Annotated in this window: 19 protein-coding genes; 12 read left to right on the top strand and 7 right to left on the bottom strand. The window is 68.6% G+C overall.

Going from position 1 to position 19,955, the window contains the following annotated elements; all coding sequences use genetic code 11:
* Window positions 1-54 precede the first annotated feature (54 nt).
* Window positions 55-693 carry a BON domain-containing protein gene (locus tag D9X30_RS19450; RefSeq protein WP_194946514.1) on the bottom strand — a complete coding sequence of 213 codons (639 nt, stop codon included), beginning with the start codon at window positions 691-693 and terminating at the stop codon, window positions 55-57.
* A 155-nt stretch (window positions 694-848) separates the two neighbouring features.
* A complete protein-coding gene (locus D9X30_RS19445; protein ID WP_153947913.1) occupies window positions 849-1,748 on the bottom strand; it encodes a LysR family transcriptional regulator in 900 nt (299 codons plus the stop codon).
* Between the two features lie 132 nt (window positions 1,749-1,880).
* On the opposite strand from D9X30_RS19445, the gene D9X30_RS19440 reads away from it, so the two are divergent.
* Together D9X30_RS19440 and D9X30_RS19435 are read left to right on the top strand one after the other, a co-directional pair.
* A complete protein-coding gene (locus D9X30_RS19440; RefSeq protein WP_153947914.1) occupies window positions 1,881-3,335 on the top strand; it encodes an amidase in 1,455 nt (484 codons plus the stop codon).
* Between the two features lie 73 nt (window positions 3,336-3,408).
* The gene (locus D9X30_RS19435) at window positions 3,409-4,335 is read left to right on the top strand and encodes a LysR family transcriptional regulator (protein WP_153947915.1); all 927 of its coding nucleotides are present in this window, start codon (window positions 3,409-3,411) and stop codon (window positions 4,333-4,335) included.
* A 16-nt stretch (window positions 4,336-4,351) separates the two neighbouring features.
* Here the strand turns inward: D9X30_RS19435 and D9X30_RS19430 are convergent, their stop codons facing one another.
* Window positions 4,352-5,302, bottom strand: coding sequence for a dihydrodipicolinate synthase family protein (locus tag D9X30_RS19430; RefSeq protein ID WP_153947916.1), 951 nt, complete (start codon window positions 5,300-5,302; stop codon window positions 4,352-4,354).
* Between the two features lie 245 nt (window positions 5,303-5,547).
* Here D9X30_RS19430 and D9X30_RS19425 point away from each other — a divergent pair, with 245 nt between their 5' ends.
* From D9X30_RS19425 to D9X30_RS19415, 3 genes are read left to right on the top strand one after another with little or no spacing between them, the layout of a single operon-like run.
* A complete protein-coding gene (locus D9X30_RS19425) occupies window positions 5,548-6,513 on the top strand; it encodes a Bug family tripartite tricarboxylate transporter substrate binding protein (protein ID WP_153947917.1) in 966 nt (321 codons plus the stop codon).
* A 47-nt stretch (window positions 6,514-6,560) separates the two neighbouring features.
* Entirely contained in the window at window positions 6,561-7,586 is a 1,026-nt protein-coding gene (locus D9X30_RS19420; protein WP_153947918.1) for a 4-hydroxythreonine-4-phosphate dehydrogenase PdxA, read from the top strand.
* Window positions 7,587-7,611: 25 nt separating this feature from the next.
* Window positions 7,612-8,787, top strand: a complete 1,176-nt coding sequence (locus tag D9X30_RS19415; protein WP_153947919.1) for an L-rhamnonate dehydratase — start codon at window positions 7,612-7,614, stop codon at window positions 8,785-8,787.
* Between the two features lie 24 nt (window positions 8,788-8,811).
* On the opposite strand, the gene D9X30_RS19410 is transcribed toward D9X30_RS19415, so the two are convergent.
* Both D9X30_RS19410 and D9X30_RS19405 read right to left on the bottom strand, forming a co-directional pair.
* On the bottom strand, window positions 8,812-9,081 hold the full coding sequence (locus D9X30_RS19410) for a Txe/YoeB family addiction module toxin (protein ID WP_153947920.1): 270 nt from the start codon (window positions 9,079-9,081) through the stop codon (window positions 8,812-8,814).
* Window positions 9,078-9,347 (bottom strand): type II toxin-antitoxin system Phd/YefM family antitoxin, encoded by a 270-nt coding sequence (locus D9X30_RS19405; protein ID WP_066740286.1) that lies wholly within the window; start codon window positions 9,345-9,347, stop codon window positions 9,078-9,080. The genes D9X30_RS19410 and D9X30_RS19405 overlap by 4 nt, the downstream gene beginning before the upstream one ends.
* A 145-nt stretch (window positions 9,348-9,492) precedes the next feature.
* On the opposite strand from D9X30_RS19405, the gene D9X30_RS19400 reads away from it, so the two are divergent.
* Window positions 9,493-10,536, top strand: coding sequence for a patatin-like phospholipase family protein (locus tag D9X30_RS19400; protein WP_153947921.1), 1,044 nt, complete (start codon window positions 9,493-9,495; stop codon window positions 10,534-10,536).
* 3 nt (window positions 10,537-10,539) lie between these two features.
* On the top strand, window positions 10,540-12,021 hold the full coding sequence (locus tag D9X30_RS19395; protein ID WP_153947922.1) for a GntP family permease: 1,482 nt from the start codon (window positions 10,540-10,542) through the stop codon (window positions 12,019-12,021).
* 52 nt (window positions 12,022-12,073) lie between these two features.
* Here D9X30_RS19395 and D9X30_RS19390 read toward each other — a convergent pair whose 3' ends face one another.
* Window positions 12,074-13,183: an NADH:flavin oxidoreductase/NADH oxidase gene (locus tag D9X30_RS19390; protein ID WP_153947923.1), complete on the bottom strand. Its 1,110-nt coding sequence runs from the start codon at window positions 13,181-13,183 to the stop codon at window positions 12,074-12,076.
* A 93-nt stretch (window positions 13,184-13,276) separates the two neighbouring features.
* Between D9X30_RS19390 and D9X30_RS19385 the strand changes: the two genes are divergently transcribed.
* Window positions 13,277-14,152: a LysR family transcriptional regulator gene (locus D9X30_RS19385; RefSeq protein ID WP_153947924.1), complete on the top strand. Its 876-nt coding sequence runs from the start codon at window positions 13,277-13,279 to the stop codon at window positions 14,150-14,152.
* 18 nt (window positions 14,153-14,170) lie between these two features.
* Here D9X30_RS19385 and D9X30_RS19380 read toward each other — a convergent pair whose 3' ends face one another.
* Window positions 14,171-14,695 (bottom strand): cupin domain-containing protein, encoded by a 525-nt coding sequence (locus tag D9X30_RS19380; protein ID WP_153948062.1) that lies wholly within the window; start codon window positions 14,693-14,695, stop codon window positions 14,171-14,173.
* Window positions 14,696-14,886: 191 nt separating this feature from the next.
* Between D9X30_RS19380 and D9X30_RS19375 the strand changes: the two genes are divergently transcribed.
* The 4 genes from D9X30_RS19375 (at window position 14,887) to D9X30_RS19360 (ending at window position 19,660) form a co-directional block, all read left to right on the top strand.
* On the top strand, window positions 14,887-15,795 hold the full coding sequence (locus D9X30_RS19375; protein WP_153947925.1) for a DMT family transporter: 909 nt from the start codon (window positions 14,887-14,889) through the stop codon (window positions 15,793-15,795).
* Window positions 15,779-16,549, top strand: a complete 771-nt coding sequence (locus D9X30_RS19370) for a helix-turn-helix transcriptional regulator (RefSeq protein WP_153947926.1) — start codon at window positions 15,779-15,781, stop codon at window positions 16,547-16,549. Before D9X30_RS19375 ends, D9X30_RS19370 begins: the two co-directional genes overlap by 17 nt.
* A 145-nt stretch (window positions 16,550-16,694) precedes the next feature.
* Complete coding sequence (locus D9X30_RS19365; RefSeq protein WP_153947927.1) at window positions 16,695-18,911, top strand: VTT domain-containing protein; 2,217 nt, start codon at window positions 16,695-16,697, stop codon at window positions 18,909-18,911.
* A complete protein-coding gene (locus D9X30_RS19360) occupies window positions 18,908-19,660 on the top strand; it encodes an endonuclease/exonuclease/phosphatase family protein (RefSeq protein WP_153947928.1) in 753 nt (250 codons plus the stop codon). Before D9X30_RS19365 ends, D9X30_RS19360 begins: the two co-directional genes overlap by 4 nt.
* The last annotated feature ends 295 nt before the right edge of the window (window positions 19,661-19,955 follow it).

The following is a 19,955-nucleotide window of genomic DNA, read 5'->3' as shown; positions in this document are numbered from 1 at the left end:
CAGGCCAGTGAAAAGGCCCGGCACACGGCCGGGCCTTCGGAGACATATCAAGCTTCAGCGAATGCGCAGTTCGTTACGCACGTCCTTCACGCCCATGACATGTTCGGCGATGTCCTCGATGCGATGCTTCTCGCTCCGGTCATGGGCCGCGCCGCGCAGCGTGACCACCCCGCCATCGACATCGACCTCCACCTCCTGCAAGTCGACGTGGCCGTCGTGCGCCAGGCGCGAGCAGACATCGTCGCGAATGCGCTCGTCGGATCGGACATAGCCCTTTGGCCAGACGGGCTCGGATCGCACCGGCCCGCCGTAGCCGCCACCATAGCCAGCGCCATAGCCACCGCCGTAGCCGCGCTCGGCCTCGCCGGGCACGCCCGCCACACGGCCACCGGCGCCGGCCCGATAGCGCAAGGCGCCGTCCTCGTGCCGGTCCTGCCAGTTCACGTCCGCCGCGCGATGCCAGCGCGCGCGGCCCGGTGCGGTGCGCAGGCCGTCGTCGTCGGCAATGCCATAGGCGGCCGGATCGACATGCGATGACGCATACACGCTGGCGTCGGGCCTGGGGCCGCGCGCCCAAGGCCGCGGATACGAATCCGGGCCGCCAAAGTCCTCGGTCTGGTCGTGCACGGCCCAGTCGCTGCCTTCATTGAGCACACCGGGGCGGAACCAGGGGTTTTTCAGCTTCTGTGTCATCTGGGTCTCCTTAGCGCGTCTGCCGCGATCCCTGGAACCCTGCAATTTCTGTTCCGCTGCCTGTCGGGCCGCAATCGCCCGAACTTTCGGCGGGAACCGCGCGCCGGCCATGTAGACCTGCGCGCGTGCGTGGAAGATTTACCGCACGGGGTGTGTCAGTCAGCCCCCAGCCGCGCGCGCAGGAAATCCACAAAGGCGCGCACTTTGGGCGATGCCACCGCACCGCGCGGAAACACCGCGTTGAAATCCTGCGCAGGCCCAGTCCATTCGGGCAGCACGCGCCGCAGCCTTCCCGCCTTGACATCGGCGGCCATGCTCCGGTGCATGGCCAGCGACAGGCCCTGCCCCGCGCAGAGCGCATCGTGCAGCAGGGCAGGATCGCTGGCGACGATGACCGGGTCCACGGCGAAAGACTGGGTGCGCCCGCCGTCCCTGCGCAGCGGCCACGCATAGCCGCGCTCGCGCCGCGCCTGATGCAGGGCCAGCGTGGCATGGCCCGCGAGTTCGGATGGGTGCACCGGCATGCCGGCGCGCTGCAGATAGCCGGGGCTGGCATAGACGCCCGTGGCAAAGCTGCCGAGCCGGCGCGCCACCAGATCGGAATCGGGCAGCACGCCCAGGCGCAGCGCCACGTCGATGTCATCGGCCACCAGGTCGAGCGGCACATGCGAAGCCAGGATTTCGAGCCTGACCTCGGGACAGACCGTTCGGAAATCCGCCAGCAATGGCGCGATCCACGCCGCCCCGAACGAATACGGCAGCGTCACGCGCAACCAGCCGCGCGGGCCCGCCTGCAACTGGTGGACCGCCGCCTCGGCGTCGTCGATCTGGCGCACCATCTCACGCGCATGGGCGTAGTACAGCCCGCCCGCCTCGGTCAGCCCAAGCCGGCGCGTGGTCCGATGCAGCAACTGGGCACCCAGTTGCGTTTCCAGCGCCATCACCCGGCGGCTGACAGTGGTCTTCGGCATCTTCAGCAGCCGCGCCCCGGCCGTGAAGCTGCCAGCCTGCACCACGCGCACAAAGATCAGCGTGTCGTTGAGATCCGCGGCCATGCGGTCCACTCCCGAAAGCAAAGAGGCCAAGATTGTCCCATCAATGGCCCAATCACGCCCATTTCCGAGGACTAATCAGCATGCGCCGCCATCCCTACGATGCACACATTCCCCTGTCAAGCTGGAGCCAACATGAAACTGAGCGAATACGTGACCCACGATGCGCTGGGCCTGGCCGCCCTTGTCGCCCGCAAGGAAGTCACATCCCAGGAACTGGCCGAACTGGCACGCGCGGCGATCGAAGCCGTCAACCCCGCCATCGGCGCGGTGGTCGAGCATTGGCCACTGGCCGACGCCGGTCAGGTTTCGGTCGATGGGCCGCTGGCCGGCGTGCCCTTCCTGATCAAGGACCTGGCAATCGCCATGGCCGGCAAGCGGCTGGAACTGGGGTCCAGGCTGGCGGCCGGACTGGTGGCGCCGAACGATTCGAACCTGATGCAGCGGCTGCGCGCCGCCGGGCTGGTCACGCTGGGCCGCACGGCAACGCCTGAAATGGCGTTCAGCACGGCCACCGAATCGGTGCAACAAGGCCAGACCAGCAATCCGTGGGATACGCGGCGCAGCGCGGGCGGTTCCAGCGGTGGCGCTGCCGCAGCCGTGGCGGCCGGGATCGTGCCGCTGGCCCATGCCACCGACGCGGCGGGATCGATCCGCGTGCCGGCCTCGTTCACAGGCCTGTTCGGTCTCAAATCCACGCGCGGCCGGGTCTCGAATGGTCCGGCACTCGATGAGGTCTTTGCCGGGCTCGGCGTGCAAGGCGGCATGAGCCGCACCGTGCGCGACAGCGCCGCGCTGCTCGACGCCATCCACGGCACGGCAGCCGGCGAGCCGTACCACACGGCGGCCCCCGCGCGGCCCTTCCTCGCCGAGGTCGGCCGCGACCCGGGACGCCTGCGCATCGGGCTGATGCTGACGCCCTGGAACGATGGCGCGGTGTCACAAGTTGTGACGGATGCCGCCGACGATGCCGCCCGCAAGCTGACCGATCTGGGCCACCACGTCGACACGGTGCGCCCGGACCTTGGCGTGTCCTGGGAAGCCTTCGTCCATGCCAACGCGCAAATCTGGTGCGCCTCGCTGGTGAACTGGATCGACGCCATCGCCGTGCAGACCGGCCGGCGCGTGGATGCCGATACGCTGGAACCTGCCACGCTGGCGGCCTATCGCTACGGCCAGCGTGTCACCGGCACGGCCTTCGCGGCGGCCCTGGATGTCCGCAACGCCGTCACGCGCGCCACGGCCGGCTGGTTTGCCGAGACCGACATCCTCATGACGCCCACCATGCCAGACCTGCCCGAGCCGGTGGGCACCTATGCGGCCGGCGCCGAACAGATGGACGGCCTGGCATGGACCGCACGCGTGTTCCGGCACGCGCCGTTCACACCGGCCTTCAACGTGGCGGGCCTGCCCGCGATGTCCGTCCCGATGGCCACTGCGCCCACAGGGCCGCATGCCGGGTTGCCCATCGGCATCCAGTTCGGCGCCGGCTTCGGGCAGGAAGCGGCGCTGTTGCGCCTGGCCGGCCAGATCGAGCAGGCACACCCATGGGCCGGCCGGCTTCCGGCGGTCTGGGCGGGCCGGATGTGAAGCCCGGGCGGCCGGAAGGGCCGACGCATTAGAATGACGCGCCAGCCCTGCTCCACGTCGCCATCACCGCCCCATGATTCCGTCCGTCTCCGCCCTGCACAACCGCCTGAAGATGCAGCACCTGCGCCTGCTGGTCGCCATCGAGGAACGCGGCTCGCTGCGCCAGGCGGCCGAGGCCCTGACGCTGTCCCAACCGGCGGTCAGCAAGATGCTGCAGGACATGGAAGACCTGCTCGGCGTGGCGCTGTTCGAGCGGCACGCCCGCGGGCTGCGGGCCACGCGCTTTGGCGGCGCGGCCACGCGCTACGCCAAGCTCGTGTTTGCCGACATGGCCGGGTTGCGCGATGAACTGGTGGCGCTGGAAGCGGGCAAGATCGGCCGGGTGCGCGTGGGCGCGGTGATGGCGCCCACGCCGGGGCTGCTCGCCAGCGCCATCCGCCAGCTCAACCGCGACCACCCGCAGCTTGAAATCGCCGTGCAGGTGGACACCAGCGACGTGCTGATGCCGCAACTGGAGCGGGACCAGCTCGACATCGTGCTGGGCCGCGTGCCCGAGGGCTGGGACAGCAGCGCGCTGGATTTCGAGCAGCTTGGCGACGAGGGCCTGGCCATCGTGGTCGGGCCGCAACACCCGCTGGCGGCACGCAGCGAACTGGCGTTCGGGGAGCTGACCCAATATCCGTGGATCATGCAGCCCCGCCCCAGCCCGATGCGGGCGCTGCTGGACCGCTCGTTCGAGGACGCCGGCGTGCCGGCACCGCCATCGACCATCGAGACGGCAGCCGTGCTGATGACCACCTCGCTGCTGATCGACAGCGAACTGATTGCCGTGCTGCCCGCATCGGTGGCCGCCTACTACGCGCAGCTGGGTGCGCTGGCCGTGCTGCCGCTGCCCCTGCCGATCAAGCTCGGGCCGTACGGCATCGTCACCCGGCGCGGGCGCCCGGTGTCGGCGTCGATGAGCCTGCTGATCGATACCCTGCGCGCCCACGCCGCCTGACCACCGCGCTGCCAGCTCAGCGGCCCCAGCGCAGCACCAGCGGATCGAGCCGCCGCGCCACCTTCAGCAAACCCTCGCGCGTGGCCGGATGCATCGGCTGCAGCGGATGCCGCACGGCATCCGAGCGGATCACGCCGCCTTCCTGCATCAGCACCTTGGCCGTGGCCAGCCAGCCCTGTCGGTTTTCGTAGTTGATCAGCGGCAGCCATTGCTGGTAGCGATCGGCTGCCGCGTCGGCATCGCCCGCCTGCCAGGCGTCCAGGATCTGGCGGATGCCGTCCGGGTAGCCGGCCCCGGTCATGGCGCCCGTTGCGCCGGCTTCCAGGTCTGCCATCAGCGTGATGGCTTCCTCGCCGTCCCAAGGCCCCACGATGGCGTCGCCGCCCAGCGCGATCAGTTCGCGCAGTTTGGCGGCCGCCTGCGGCACCTCGATCTTGAAGTACGACACATTGGCCAGTTCGCGGGCCATGCGGGCCAGGAACGGCGCCGACAGCGTGGTGCCGCTGACCGGCGCATCCTGGATCATGATCGGGATGTCGATGGCCGCCGATACCGTGGCAAAGAACTCGTAGATGCTGCGCTCCGGCACCCGGATCGTGGCGCCGTGGTACGGCGGCATGACCATCACCATGGCGGCACCGGCGTCCTGAGCGGCGCGGCTGCGCTCGGCGCAGATGCGCGAACTGAAGTGCGTGGTGGTGACGATCACCGGCACGCGCCCGGCCACGTGGTCGAGCACGGTGGTCATCAGCAGCTGGCGCTCGTCGTCGGTCAGCACGAACTGCTCGGAGAAGTTGGCCAGGATGCAGATGCCGTGCGACCCGGCATCGATCATGAAGTCGATGCAGCGGCGCTGGCCGTCCAGGTCCAGCCCGCCCTGGGCGTCGAAGATCGTGGGCGCCACCGGGAACACGCCGCGATACTGGGTCGGGACGGGCGCCGGACTGCGGGCCGGAATCTGGGTCATGCGGGTCTCCTTGTTGTCTTGTGCCGCCAAATATACGGGCCGCCCGCTGGCCTGCCTATTGAATCCTGCGGATACCCTGATCGCCTGCAGTGATCGCTCGGCGGCAGGCCAGCGCGCCGACGCCGCGTTAACCCCGATATCACCGCCGCTTATCGCCGCTTCAGAAATGCTCAGTTTTCGGGGGGTACCCACCTTTCGTATAGTGGACGTCACGCAGCGCAGACTGCCCATCGACGGAGACAATCATGAAGACATGGATGGCCGGCACCCTGGCCGGTATCGCGGTGTTTGGCATGGCGGCGCCATGCGCCCGGGCCGACGACGCGCGCCCGATCCGCATGATGGTGGGCGCTGCGCCCGGCGGCGGCACCGACATCATGGCGCGCATCGTCTCGGACAAGCTGTCCGCCATCCTGAAGCAGCCCGTGGTGGTCGACAACCGCCCCGGCGCATCGAACACCATCGCCGCCGACATCACCGCCAAGGCACCGCCCGATGGCAACACGCTGCTGATGGGCGTGTCGACGTCGCAGGCGATCGCGCCGCACCTGCTCAAGCTGCAGTTCAACCCGCTGAAGGACCTGGTGCCCGTGGCCCTGGTGGCCCAGGTGCCCAACGTGCTGGTGGTGAACAACCAGCTGCCGGTCCATGACGCCAGGACGCTGGTGGCCCAGATCCAGGCCAACCCGGACAAGTACCGCTACAGCTCGTCGGGCGTCGGCAGCACGCAGCATCTGGCGGCGGCGGCCTTCGTGCACCAGATCCACGGCAAGATGCTTCATGTGCCCTACAAGAGCAGCGCCAGCGGGCTGGTGGACCTGATGGGCGGCCAGGTGGACATGAGCTTCGAGACCATGCCGTCGGTCATCAACCATATCAAGGCGGGCAAGCTGCGCGCGCTGGCCGTGACGTCCGACAAACGCTCGGCGCTGCTGCCCAACGTGCCCACGCTGAAGGAAGCCGGCGTGCCCGATATCCAGGCCAACACCTGGTACGGCGTCTACGCCACCGCCGGCACGCCCCCGGCCACGCTGCAGAAAATCAGCGCCGCCATGGCCCAGGTCATGAAGGACCCCGACACCGTCCGCCGCCTGGCCGACGTGGGGGCCGTGCCCGGCGCGATGGACCCCGCCCAGTTCGACGCCTTCTCGCGCAGCGAATATGCGCGCTACGGCAAGCTGATCGCCGAACTCGGCGTGAAACTGGACTGAATGGAATGAATGGACTGAATGGACGTAATCCTCTGATGGACCGAAACATGCCCCAACGCCCCCGCATTGCCATGGTGCTCGGCGACCCCGCCGGCATCGGCCCCGAACTGATCGCCCGGCTGCTGGCCGACCCCGTTGCCGCGCAGGCGCGCATCCTGTTGATTGCCGACCGCGAGGAATGGCGGCGCGGCATGGACGTGGCGGGCGTGAGCCTGTCGCTGCCCGAAGTGGAGCGGCCCGACTTCCAGGGCACCGAGCAGGGCCCGCGCCTGTATCACTGGAACCTCGACGACAAGCCGGCCTACCCGCGCGGCGAAGCCAGCGCCGCTGGCGGGCGCTACTGCCTCGGTACGCTGCAGGTGGCGCTCACGCTGGCCCAGGGGGGCCAGGCCGATGCCATCCTGTTCGGCCCGCTCAACAAGAGTTCGATGCATGCGGCCGGCATGGGCCACAACGACGAACTGCACTGGTTTGCCGAGAAGCTGGGCTACGGCGGCCCGTTCTGCGAATTCAATGTGCTGGACGGCCTGTGGACGTCGCGCGTGACCTCGCACGTCGCCATCAAGGAGGTGCCCGCGCTGATTACCCCGGCCCGCGTGCGCGACGCCATCGACCTGATCGACCACGCGCTGCGCCGGTCCGGCGTGGCGACCCCCCGCATCGCCGTATGCGGCCTGAACCCGCACAACGGTGACAACGGCGCATTCGGCCGCGAGGAAATCGACGTGATCGGCCCGGCCGTGGCCGAGGCGCAGTCGCGCGGCGTGGCGGCACAAGGCCCGTTCCCGGCGGACACCATCTTCCTGAAGGTCCAGGGCGGCCCGGACCAGCGCCAGTTCGATGCCATCGTCACGATGTATCACGACCAGGGCCAGATCGGCATCAAGCTGATGGGCTTCTCGCGCGGCGTGACGGTACAGGGCGGGCTGCCCGTGCCGATCACCACGCCGGCCCACGGCACCGCCTTCGACATCACGCAGCAGGGCCGGGCCAATCCGGGCGCCACGCTGCAAGCGTTCCACCTGGCCTGCCAGATGGGCGCCCGCCGGCTGGCGGATGCCCGCGCCGCCTGACTCCCATCGCCACCAGGACTCCACCATGAAAATCACCAACGTCCGCGCCCGCGTCTTTCAATGGAAAGGCAAGACGGTGCCGCCGCAGGCGCACTTCTGCACCAATGCCACCGACATCCTGTACGACCGCGGCGACGCCATGGGGTCGTTCCGCTTCCACGACTGGCTCGTGGTCGAGGTGGAAACCGACGACGGCCATGTGGGCATCGGCAACTGCGCGCTGGCCCCGCGCGTGGCCAAGCAGATCGTCGACCAGTACCTGGCGCCGATCGTGATCGGGCAGGACCCGTTCGACAACGAATACCTGTGGCAGAAGATGTACCGACGCACCCATGCCTGGGGCCGCAAGGGCATCGGCATGGCGGCGATCTCGGCCGTCGATATCGCGCTGTGGGACCTGATGGGCAAGGCCACCGGCCGGCCCGTGTTCAAGCTGCTGGGCGGCCGCACCAAGGAGAAGATCTGGTGCTACGCGTCGAAGCTCTACAACAACGATGACCGCGACGCCTTCCTGGGCGAAGCGCAGCGTTACCTGGATCAGGGCTTCACGGCGATGAAGATGCGCTTCGGCTACGGCCCCAAGGACGGCCCGGCCGGCATGCAGAAGAACCTGGAACAGGTGCGCCTGCTGCGCGAACTGGTGGGCGATGGCGTGGACATCATGCTCGAGTGCTATATGGGCTGGACGCTCGAGTACGCCCGCCGCATGATCCCGCGCCTGGCCGAATTCAATCCGCGCTGGCTGGAGGAGCCGGTCATCGCCGACGACATCGAGGGCTACGCCGAACTGAAGAAGATGAGCCCGTTCCCGATCTCGGGCGGCGAGCACGAATTCACGTCGTACGGTTTCAAGGACCTGCTGGAACGACGCGCGGTGGACGTGATCCAGTACGACACCAACCGCGTGGGCGGCATCACCGCGGCACAGAAGATCAACGCGATGGCCGAGGCCTGGTCGGTGCCCGTGATCCCCCACGCCGGCCAGATGCACAACTACCACCTGACCATGGCGTCCACGGCATCGCCCATGTCGGAGTTCTTCCCGGTCCACGACGTGGAGGTGGGCAACGAGCTGTTCTACTACATCTTCCAGGGCGAACCCGCGCCGGACAACGGCTACCTGCAGCTGGACGACCACCTGCCCGGCCTGGGGCTGACGCTCAACGAGGCGTATTTCGACCAGTTCGAGATTATCGGGTGATTGCCGGGAGGGCCCACACCATCGTCACCTGTCGCCATAGTGATAGCGGCAGCTGACGATGGACACCGCCGCGTCGTCGGCCTTGTAGACAAGGCGATTTGTGTCCTCAATGCGCCGTGACCAAAAGCCTGTCAGGTTTCCTTTCAGGGGTTCGGGCTTGCCGATGCCTTCAAATGGAGACCGCCGCGCGTCTTCGACCAGTTGATTGATCCGTTTCAACGTCTTGCGGTCCTGGCCCTGCCAGAACAGGTACTGCTCCCACGCATCGGCCGTGAACAGGATGTTGCGCGTCATTCGGCCGCATCGTCCGGGTCGACGAGTTTCCGCTGCTGCATCTCGCCTGCGCGCAACTGTTCCATGGAACGGGCAAGGTGAGCGGCGTTCGCCGGAGAGTTCAGCAGGTAGATCGTTTCCGCCCAACTATCGTATTGCTCCTGTGACATGATCACTGCGTTCGGCGCATCCCGGCGCGTGATCAGCACGGCGTCGTGGTCTTCAATCGCCTGATCGATGACTGCCTTGAGATTGTTGCGGGCGTCTGAAAAATGAACTGTGCGCATTTCATCACTCCAAATACATGTCCAATTAGCTGTACAAGTATAGCGGCATTGGCCCCGGTCCAACAGTCAACCTTGCTGAAGTTGCACTGCACAACAAATAATAGAGCGGCTTGTACCTCACGTGAGTCACCTTCGGGAGCGTCGGATGAACGAGGAAGGCAAGACCGCCGCGGCGCGCGAGCCGCTGCTGATCGACCTGGCGCTGCAGGGTGGTGGCGCCCATGGCGCCTTTACCTGGGGCGTGCTGGATCGCCTGCTGGAGGAGCCATGGCTCGATATCGACGGGATATCGGGCACGTCGGCCGGAGCGATGAATGCCGCCGTGCTGGTCTACGGCCATGCGATCGATGGCCGGGGAGGCGCCCGCCGGGCGCTCGAAGCGTTCTGGCAGCGGGTGTCCGATGCCGCCCGCTTCAGCCCGTTCCGCCGCACCCCGCTCGACGTGATCCTGGGCCGCTGGACGCTCGACAATTCCCCGCTGTTCGTCGCCGCCGACCTGGCCGCGCGCATCTGGTCACCCTATGACCTCAACAAGGTCGGCAGCAATCCGCTGGCCGAGGTGCTGCAGGCCACCATCGATTTCGATGTGCTGGCCCAGGCGCCGATTCATCTGTTTGTCACGGCCACCAATGTGGAAACGGGCCGTGGCCGCGTATTCAAGAACACGGAAGTCACGGCCAGCGTGCTGCTGGCGTCGGCCTGCCTGCCCACGGTGTTCCAGGCCGTGGAGATCGACGGCGTGCCGTACTGGGATGGCGGCTACGCGGGCAATGCCACCATCACGCCGCTGGTGCGCGAATGCCAGTCGCGCGACACCATCCTCGTGCAGATCAACCCGGTGGCGCGCGCCGGCGTGCCCCGCTCCGCGCGCGACATCCTGAGCCGGGTCAACGAGATCTCCTTCAACGCCGCCCTGCTCAAGGAACTGCGCATGATCGCCGTGCTGCAGCGCGTGGCCGACCCTGGCGCTGCCGAGGGCGCCCAGTGGGCCGACATGCGCATCCACCGCATTGCCAGCGAGCGCATGGCCGAATTCGGGTCGTCGTCGAAGATGAATGCCGAATGGCCGTTCCTGTGCATGCTGCGCGACGAAGGCCGCGCGGCAGCCGGGCAGTTCCTGGCCATGCACGGCGATGCGCTGGGCAACCAGTCCTCGTTCGATCTGGACGAACTGCTGCGGGAGGTCTGAACCATGGACTTGCCAGGCATCGTCATCGCCCTGGCGGCGATGGTCTGGATGGCGTTCCGGGGCTGGAGCATCCTGCTGATCGCCCCGGCCGCCGCGCTGCTGGCGGCTGCCACGGCCGGTGACCCGCTGCTGGCGAACTGGACGCAGACCTTCATGGGCACGGCGGCGGGGTTCGTCGCCCAGTTCTTTCCGCTGTTCCTGCTGGGCGCGCTGTTCGGCAAGCTGATGGATGACAGCGGATCCGTCACCGCGATTGCCGACTGGATGACGCGCACGCTCGGCCCCCGCCGCGCGATACTGGCCGTGGTGCTGGCCGGCGCCCTGCTCACCTATGGGGGTGTCAGCCTGTTTGTGGCGTTCTTCGTGCTGGCGCCGATGGCGCATGCGCTGTTTCGCGCGGCCGACATCCCGCACCGGCTGATGCCCGCCGCCATCGTGCTGGGCACCTCGACCTTCACGATGTCGGCGCTGCCCGGCACGCCGGCCATCCAGAACGCGATTCCGATGCCGTTCTTCAGCACCACGCCGTTCGCGGCGCCGGGGCTGGGCATCGTCGCCAGCCTGATCATGCTGGCATTCGGCATGTGGTGGCTGGCGCGCTGCGAAGGTGCCGCGCGCCGCAAGGGGGAAGGCTATGGCGGGGGATTGCCGGATGGCATCGGGGAGGCGGCCCAGGTGGCCCAGGTGGCCGAGGTGGCCGAACGCCCGCTGATCCGCGAGCGCGCCAGCACCGCACATGAGTTCGATCCGGCCGAAGCGCGGCATGGCCGGCGCAGCGCCGAGCCGCCCGGCGCGCTGGTGGCGCTGCTGCCGCTGGCCGTGGTGATTGCGGTGAACCTGACCATGAGCCTGGTCGTGCTGCCGCGGCTGGACGCGGACTATCTGGCGCTGCCGGAATGGGGCGCCACGTCGTTGCAGGCCGTGGGCGGTGTGTGGTCGGTGATCGTCGCGCTGGCGGCCGCCATTGTTTGCCTGGTGCTGCTGAACTGGCGGCGCCTGACCGCGCTGCGCGAAACCATGGGCGCCGGTGCGCACGCGGCAGCCCTGCCCGTGCTCAGCGTGGCCAGCCTGGTCGGCTTTGGCGCCGTGGTGGCGGGCCTGCCGGGCTTTGCCGTGGTACGGGACTGGGTATTGTCGATCGAAGGCGGCCCGCTGGTGTCGCTGGCCGTGGCCACCAACGTGCTGTCGGCGCTGACCGGCTCCGCTTCGGGCGGACTGACCATCGCGCTCGATGCGCTGGGCGGCACCTACCTGGCGCGGGCGCTGGAAATCGGGCTCGATCCCGCCGTGCTGCACCGTGTGGCCGTGATGAGTGCCGGCACGCTCGACACGCTGCCGCACAACGGCGCGGTGGTCACGCTGCTGGCCGTCTGCGGCACCACGCACAAGCAAAGCTACGGCGGCATCGTGATGGTCGGCATCGTCGGGCCACTGCTGGCGCTGGTGGCCGTCATCGTGCTCGGCACACTGGTCGGATCGTTCTGACCCGGCCAGTGCCCCGGCACAGCTTCCAGGCCGCTCGGGCCGCTCGGGGCGATCAGGCCGACTGCACGCGGTAGCGTTCCAGCCAGTGGGCGTACGGCGCGGGCAGCACCCACGACGGACGCTCCACGCCCAGCTTCATCGCGGTCTGGTACGGCCAGTGCGGGTTCGACAGCATGGCGCGGCCCACCATGACCAGATCCATCTGGCCTTGCTCGACCACGCGGTTGGCCACCACGGGGTCGTCGATGCCCCACGACGACGCCACCGGCAGGCCGGCTTCGCGATGCACGCGCTCGGCAATGGGCGCCAGGAATGCCGGGCCCCAGGGGATCTTGGCATCGGGCGTGGAAAAGCCGACGCTGACGTTCAGCATGTCCAGGCCGCCCTCGCGCATGGCGCGCACCAGTTCGATCGATTCCTTGAGCGTCTGCTCGTCGTTGCCGTCATACTCGATCACGCCGAAACGGGCGGTCAGCGGCAGGTTTTGCGGCCAGACCTCGCGCACAGCGGCCAGCGTTTCCAGCAGGAAGCGGCCTCGGCCGATGGCGTCCTTGCCGTATTCGTCGGTACGTTCGTTGCCGTGGACCGAGAAGAAGCTCTGCGCCAGATAGCCGTGCGCGAAGTGCAATTCGAGCCACTGGAAGCCGGCGTCGCGGGCGCGCCGGGCGGCAGCCACGAAATCAGCCTGGATACGGGCGATATCGTCGTGCGTCATCGCTTGGGGCATCTTCGACAGGTTGGCGCCGAACGGCTTGGCCGACGGCGAGATGGTCTTCCACCCACGGTCGTCGCCCTCGGGAATATGGTCGTCGCCTTCCCACGGACGATTGGCGCTGGCCTTGCGGCCGGCATGGGCGATCTGGATGCCGGGAACGGCACCGCCCGCCTTGATGGCCTCGGCAATGCGCGCCATGCCGGCGGCCTGTTCGTCATTCCACAACCCCGTGCATCCCGGCGTGATGCGGCCTTCCGGCGACACCGCCGTGGCCTCGACGATCACCAGGCCGGCGCCGCCTCGGGCCAGGCCGGCGTAGTGGGACAGGTGCCAGTCGTTGGTAACCCCGTCGATGGCGCTGTACTGGCACATCGGCGGCACCGCAATACGGTTGCGCAGCGTAACGTCTTTCAGCGTGAACGGAGTGAAAAGTGCAGGCGTAGTCATGTGTGGTCTCTGCGTGTTGCAATGCAGCGATATTAGCCACGCGCCGTTATAATGAAAACCGTCTACGCGTTATCACTTCGATAAGAGTTCATTATGCTCAACCCCCAATGGCTGCGCTCGTTTGCCATGCTGGCGCAAACCGGCAGCTTCACCAGCGCGGCCGACGAGCTGGGCCTGACCCAGGCCGCCGTCAGCCAGCACATCCGGCATCTGGAAGACGCGCTCGGTCCGCTGCTGATCCGCCGCCCGCGTGCGCTGGAGCTGACGCCGGCCGGCCGCGCGCTGCTGGAATACTGCGCCGACATGGAACTGGCCAACGACCGCCTGCGCGCCCGGCTGGTCGACGATGGCGAGTCCGGCGTGGTCGGGCTGATCACGCCCGGCAGCATCGGCCTGTTCCTGTACCCGCGCCTGCTGGACCTGCAAGGCAAGACGCCGGGACTGATCATCCGCCACCGTTTCGCCCCCGACGCCGAGGTGCTGGAAGGTGTGCTGCAGAACCGCTTCGACGTGGGGCTCGTGTCGCTCAAGCCCGACGATCCCCGGCTGACCGCAACGCCGTTCAGCGAGGAACCCCTGGAACTGGTCTATCCGGCGGGCGAACAGGTGCAGGGCTGGGACGATCTGCAGCGCATCGGCTTTGTCGACCATCCCGACGGCAAGACCATGGCCAACCGCCTGCTGAGCCGGCACTACCCGGGCAATCCGGGCGTGCATACGCTGCCCTGCCGGGGGTTCAGCAACCAGGTGAGCCTGATGCTGGAACCGGTGGCGCGCGGCTTTGGCTTTACCGTGATTCCGCGCTATGCGCGCGAGGCCTTCGTGCAGAAGGACCAGATCCGGGTGCTGGACTGCCACGCGCCGGTGATCGACAAACTCTGGCTGATCCACCGCTCGGAATGGGCCCTGGCGCCCCGCGTGGCGCGCGTGGTGGACTACCTGCGCACGCAGGTGAAGACTGCCGCGTAGGGCCGGGAACGACGTCCCTCAGCGTTGGCGGGGCCGGCGGCCCAGCCGGGCAATCACTTCGGCATGCGCCGGATGCGAGGCCGCCAGCCGCACGGGATCGGCCAGTTCGAATTCGCTGAACTCGAAGCCGGGTGCCACCGTACAGCCGGCCAGCGCATAGCCGGCCGCGCCTTCCGTGGCGGGCACGCGTTCGGCGGCGAACCAGCAGCCGGCCGGCACGACGGCCTGAAACACGGTGCCGGGCCGCGCCAGCGGATTGCCAAGCCGGTGCGTGACGAGCGCGCCGTCGGGCGTCAGCCAGTGCACGTGGATCGGGTCTCCGGCGTAGAAGTGCCACGCCTCGTCGGCGCGGATGCGATGCCAGGCAGAGAAGGCGGTATCGCACAGCAGGTAGTAGATCGCGGTGGAAGCCGAACGCTCGGCGCCATCGGGCACGCGCCGCACACGGGCCGCGTCGCGGAACGTTTCGCGGTAATAGCCGCCTTCCGGGTGCGGAATCAGGCCAAGATCGTCGATCAGGCGTTGCTGCGGGGTATCGGTCATGGTGAAGCGCGGCAGTGGCACGGCGGGCCGCCACCATACCATGGTGCCCCGGGCGAACAGTGCAGGATTTGCCAAGACAGCCCTGCCGCACTGCGCTAGTCTGCCGGCCATGTCCGGAAATCCGCCCGCGTTTCGCCGTTGATGACGATCCGGGCCTGCAAGCTGCCCCTTACCAAGATCCAAGATCCAAGATGTCGCGCCCCGTTCCCGCCTGGCTGCCCGCCATGGCCTTTGTCCTGATCTGGTCCACCGGTTTCATCGTCGGCAAGGCCGTCGTGCCGGTGGCCGATACCAGCCTGTTCCTGCTGGCCCGTTTTGCGCTGGCCACGCTGATGTTCGCCGCCGTGGCCGCCGCCGGGCGCGCCGCATGGCCGCCGCTGTCGCAGGTGCCGCGCCATCTGCTGGCCGGCGCGCTGATGCAGGGCATCTACCTGTGCGCCGGCTATGGCGCGGTGGCGCATGGCCTGTCCCCATCGATCATGGCACTGCTGGGCGCCCTGCAGCCGTTGCTGACCGCCCTGCTGGCCATCCCGCTGCTGGGCGAGCAGCCGACCGCGCGCACCTGGCGCGGGCTGGGGCTGGGCGCGCTGGGCGTGGGTCTGGTAGTCTTGCCAGCCATGCAGGCCGGCGCGCCGCACGCGGTGTCCCCGTGGATCGTGCTGGTCGGCGTGCTTGCGATTGTCTCGATCACGATGGGTACCTTGCTCCAGAAAACCTCGATCCGCCGCGCGGATATCCGCGCCAGTTCGGCCTGGCAGAACGCCGGGGCGCTGCTGGTGGCCGGCGTGGTCGTGAGTGCATCGGGCGGCATCGGCGCCTTGCGCTGGCAAGGCGGCCCCACGCTGTGGATGTCGCTGGGGTGGGCCGCGGTGGTGCTGTCCGGCCTGGGTACGTGGCTGTTGCTGGGCCTGGTGCGGCGCGGCCAGGCGGCCAATGCCGCCGCGCTGATGTTCCTGGCGCCGCCGCTGGCGGCCGTGCAGGCCGCGCTGCTGTTCGGCGACCGCCTTGAGCCCGTGCAGTGGCTGGGCATGGCCATCGCCGGGGTGGGCGTCTGGCTCTGCCAGACCCAGGGTAAGCCGCGTCATGCCGAAGCTCGTTGAGCACGCCTCGCCCCTGGTCGAACCGCGCCGCTATCCGCATCGGCCGTTCGGCCACGCGCACGACTATCACCAGTTGCTGTTTGGCGTGGATGGCCAGACCGAACTGGAAATCGACGGCCACGCCTACCGGGTGGACGGCACGCATGGCCTGGTCATCCCGGCCGGCATGCACCACCTGTGCAGCGGCCTGACCGACAACCTGCAGCTCGTGGCCGACTTTCCGTCCAGCTCCGTGGCGCTGCCGGCACGGCTGATGGCAACCCCCCGCATGTTCCCGATGGATGCCGCCTTTGCCACGCGTGTCCGGCGGCTGGCCACCGCCCGTCAGGCGTCCGGCACCGCACCGGCCCAGCATGCCTGGCAACAGGCAGCGGCGCTGGCGGGCGGGCTGTCCGCCATGCTCGGCCTCGATGACCGGCAGGCCGATGCGGCACGCTTTCCGGTGGGCACCATCGACCACTACCTGCGCACCCATCTTTCCACGCCGTTGCGGGTGGACCAGCTCGCCGCACGCATCGGCTGGGGGGCCCGGCGCTTTCACACGCTGTTCTGCGAGGCATTCGGCGACACGCCCCACGGCTATCAGACGCGCCTGCGGCTGGACCAGGCCGTGCAGTGGCTGATGGCCGGCACGATGCCGCTGGCCGATATCGCGTCGGGCGTCGGTTATCCCGACCAGACCACCTTCACCCGCGCCTTCGCGCGGCGTTTTGGCATGCCGCCGGCCGCGTGGCGCATGGCCGCCGCTGCCTGACGCGCAACTTTTACAAGGCCGGGTAAGGGGCACACGATGCGCGCACGACGCGCGCACGGGGGATAGCGTGAGATCCCCGGCCCAGGCGCGCGGCACCACGCAGCCCACGCGACCGGTACGGAACTTGCGAAGCTAGCCCTTCGCCATGACGAACGTCGCCGAACCCTCCCTGCTACGCCCGGGCCACAACTGCTGGCGCGTGGCCCCGTGCACGCGCTTCGCGATGCTCGTCGATGCGGATGCGTATTTTCCGGTGCTGCGTCAGGCGCTGACCCGCGCAGAGCACAGCATCTTCATCCTTGGCTGGGATATCGACAGCCGTACGCGCCTGCAGCCGGAATCGCCCACCGACGGCCTGCCCGCCGAACTGCGCGACTTCCTCAACGCCCTGTGCCGCCGGCGCCGGGGCCTGCGCGTGTACGTGCTGAGCTGGGATTACGCGATGGTGTTCGCGCTGGAGCGCGAATTCCTGCCGGCCGCCAAGGCGCACTGGCAAGCCCACCGGCGGCTGTCGTTCTGCCTCGACGGCAATCATCCGGTGGGCGCCTCGCATCATCAGAAGGTGGTGGTCATCGACCATCGGCTGGCGTTTGTGGGCGGGCTGGACCTGACCATCCGGCGCTGGGACACCCACCACCACCTGCCCGACGATCCGCGCCGCGTGGACCCCGACGGCAAGCCGTACGCACCGTTCCACGACGTGCAGTGCATGGTCGATGGCGAGGCCGCGCACGCGCTGGGCGAACTCGCGGCCGACCGCTGGCTGCGCGCGACCGGACGGCATCCGCGCGTACCGCCCCCTCTGGCGGCATCGGCCACCGACCTGTGGCCCGAACAGGTGGCGCCCGACATCACCAACGTGCCGGTAGGTATCAGCCGCACATTTCCCATGCGCGACGACGAACCGGGTATCAGCGAGATCCGCACGCTCTACAGCGATGCCATCGGCGCCGCCCGCGACAGCATCTACCTGGAAAACCAGTACTTCAGCTCGGGGCTGATCGCCGACGCGTTTGCGGCCCGGCTGCGCGAGCCCGACGCGCCGGACATCGCCCTCGTATCGCGCCGCACCGAAAGCGGCTGGCTGGAAGAGGCCAGCATGGGCGTGCTGCGGGCGCGCCTGTATCGCCGCCTGCGCGCGGCCGATCCGGAGGGGCGCTTCCAGTTGTACTGTCCGCACGTGCCCGGTCTGGGCGATGCCTGCGTCAACGTGCATAGCAAGATCATGGCCGTGGACGACCGCCTGCTGACCATCGGCTCCGCCAACCTGAGCAACCGTTCGTTCGGGCTCGATACCGAGTGCAACCTGGCGATCGAATCCCGCGGCGACCCGCGCATTGCCGCCGCCATCCGCGCCATGCGCGACCGCCTGCTATGCGAGCACCTGGCCGTCACGCCCGACGCGCTGCACCAAGCCATGGACGCGCACCCGCGCCTGAATGCCGCACTGGCCGCGCTGCACCGGCCCGAAGGGCGCACGCTGCAACCCTTTGCGCCCGCCGTGCCCGACGACGTGGACGCCGCACTGCCGGATGCCACGCTGCTCGATCCGATGGAGCCCATCGACGCCGAACAGGTCATGGCCGAGTTCGTCGGCCCCGACGCCCGCCCGCATGTGGCCAGCCGTGTGGCACTGCTGGTGGCATTCGTGCTGCTGCTGGCCGGCGTGGTCTTTGCCTGGCACTACACGCCATTGCGCGAATGGGCCGATTTCCGCCACGTGCTGGCCTTGGTGCAGCGCCTGGACGACATGCCAATGGCCCCGCTGGCGATGATGGGTGCCTTCGTCGCCGGCGGGCTGGCGCTATTCCCGGTGACGGTGCTGATCGTGGTGACCGTGGTGGTTTTCGGGCCCCTGTACGGTGGCGCGATTGCGCTGGCCGGGACCGTGCTCAGCACGGCGGCCGGCTACACCGTGGGACGCCTGCTGGGGCGCAACGCCGTGCGGCGCTTTGGCGGGCGGCGGCTGAACCGCCTGAGCCAGAAGGTGAGCCAGCACGGCCTGCTGGCCATGGTGGCGCTGCGGCTGGTGCCGGTGGCACCGTTCACGCTGGTCAACCTGGTGGTCGGGGCGTCGCGCATCCGGTTGCGCGACTGCCTGCTGGGCACGGCCATCGGCATGTCGCCCGGCATCATCGTATCGGCGTCGCTGGTGGACCGCATCGCGGCCGTCGCCCAGCATCCCGAGCCGAAGACATTCGCGCTGCTGGCGCTGGTACTGCTGATTCCAGCCGCGCTGTGGTGGATGTTGCGGCGCCGCCGCCAGCGGCGCAGCCGGGCGGCCCATGGTCATGTGCGGGCCGGCACCGGGCCGCAGCCGCCGCACTGCTGCCGCCCGCCGTCCGGCGAGGGTGCCCGATGACGGCCCGCGAACCGCGCCACGCGGCGCCAGCCGCGCTGCATGCCGATATCGCGGTGGCCAGCTACAACATCCACGGCGGCGTCGGCACCGATGGGCATTTCGTGCCCAAGCGCATCTGCGAGGTCATCAACGAACTGCGTGCCGACATGATTGCCCTGCAGGAGGTGGAGACGCGCGGTACGGGGTTCGACATGCTGCGCTTCCTGTCCCAGCACACCGGCCTGCACGCGATTCCCGGCCCGACGCTGGTGCGCGACGATGGCGACTACGGCAACGCGCTGCTCACGCGCTACCCGCCGGTCAAGGTGCGGCAGATCGACCTGAGCGTGAAGGGGTGCGAGCCGCGCGGCGCCATCGACGCGCTGCTGGAATGCAACGCCATCGAATCGGGCACGTTCGCGCTGCGCGTGATCGCCACGCACCTGGGCCTGCGCCCCGGCGAACGCCGCTGGCAGGTGCGGCGCCTGCTGACCGCGCTGGCCGAGGCGCCGGCGCAGCCGACCATCCTGCTTGGCGACGTCAACGAATGGTTTCTGTGGGGCCGCCCGCTGCGCTGGCTGCATGCCTACTTCCAGCGCACGCCGCATGTCTCGACGTTCCCGTCGCGGCTGCCGTTCCTGGCGCTGGACCGCATCTGGACGTCGCCGCGCGCCCATCTGGTGGCGGTATCGAGCCATCGCACGCCACTGGCCCGGCTGGCCTCCGACCACCTGCCGCTGCTGGCACAGATGCGGCTCACTTCGGCATAGCAACCGTTGCATACCACCCCGCGCCGGTCCCGGGCAGGGATTACCCCCCGGGCGAAGCCAGCTGCAACGCGCAGGCGCAACGTTGCACTGCAACGCCGGCATGCGCCACAGGGCGCGTCCAGCATGGCGGGCACCCGTTGCCGCAGGGCCGCAATACGGGTATTTCGCTAGGCGGGCGCGCTAGATTGGGGCCATGACGCTGCCTATACTGACTTGCACACCGTGCATGTCATCGGGCGTGGACGTGTGTTTCCGATAACAACGGGCGGGTGAATGGTGGCCCCGGGAGGACGCC

The sequence above is a fragment of the Cupriavidus sp. U2 genome, from assembly GCF_009663685.2.
GTDB classification, from domain to species: Bacteria; Pseudomonadota; Gammaproteobacteria; order Burkholderiales; family Burkholderiaceae; genus Cupriavidus; species Cupriavidus necator_C.
This window is presented reverse-complemented; position numbering and strand designations above follow the sequence as displayed.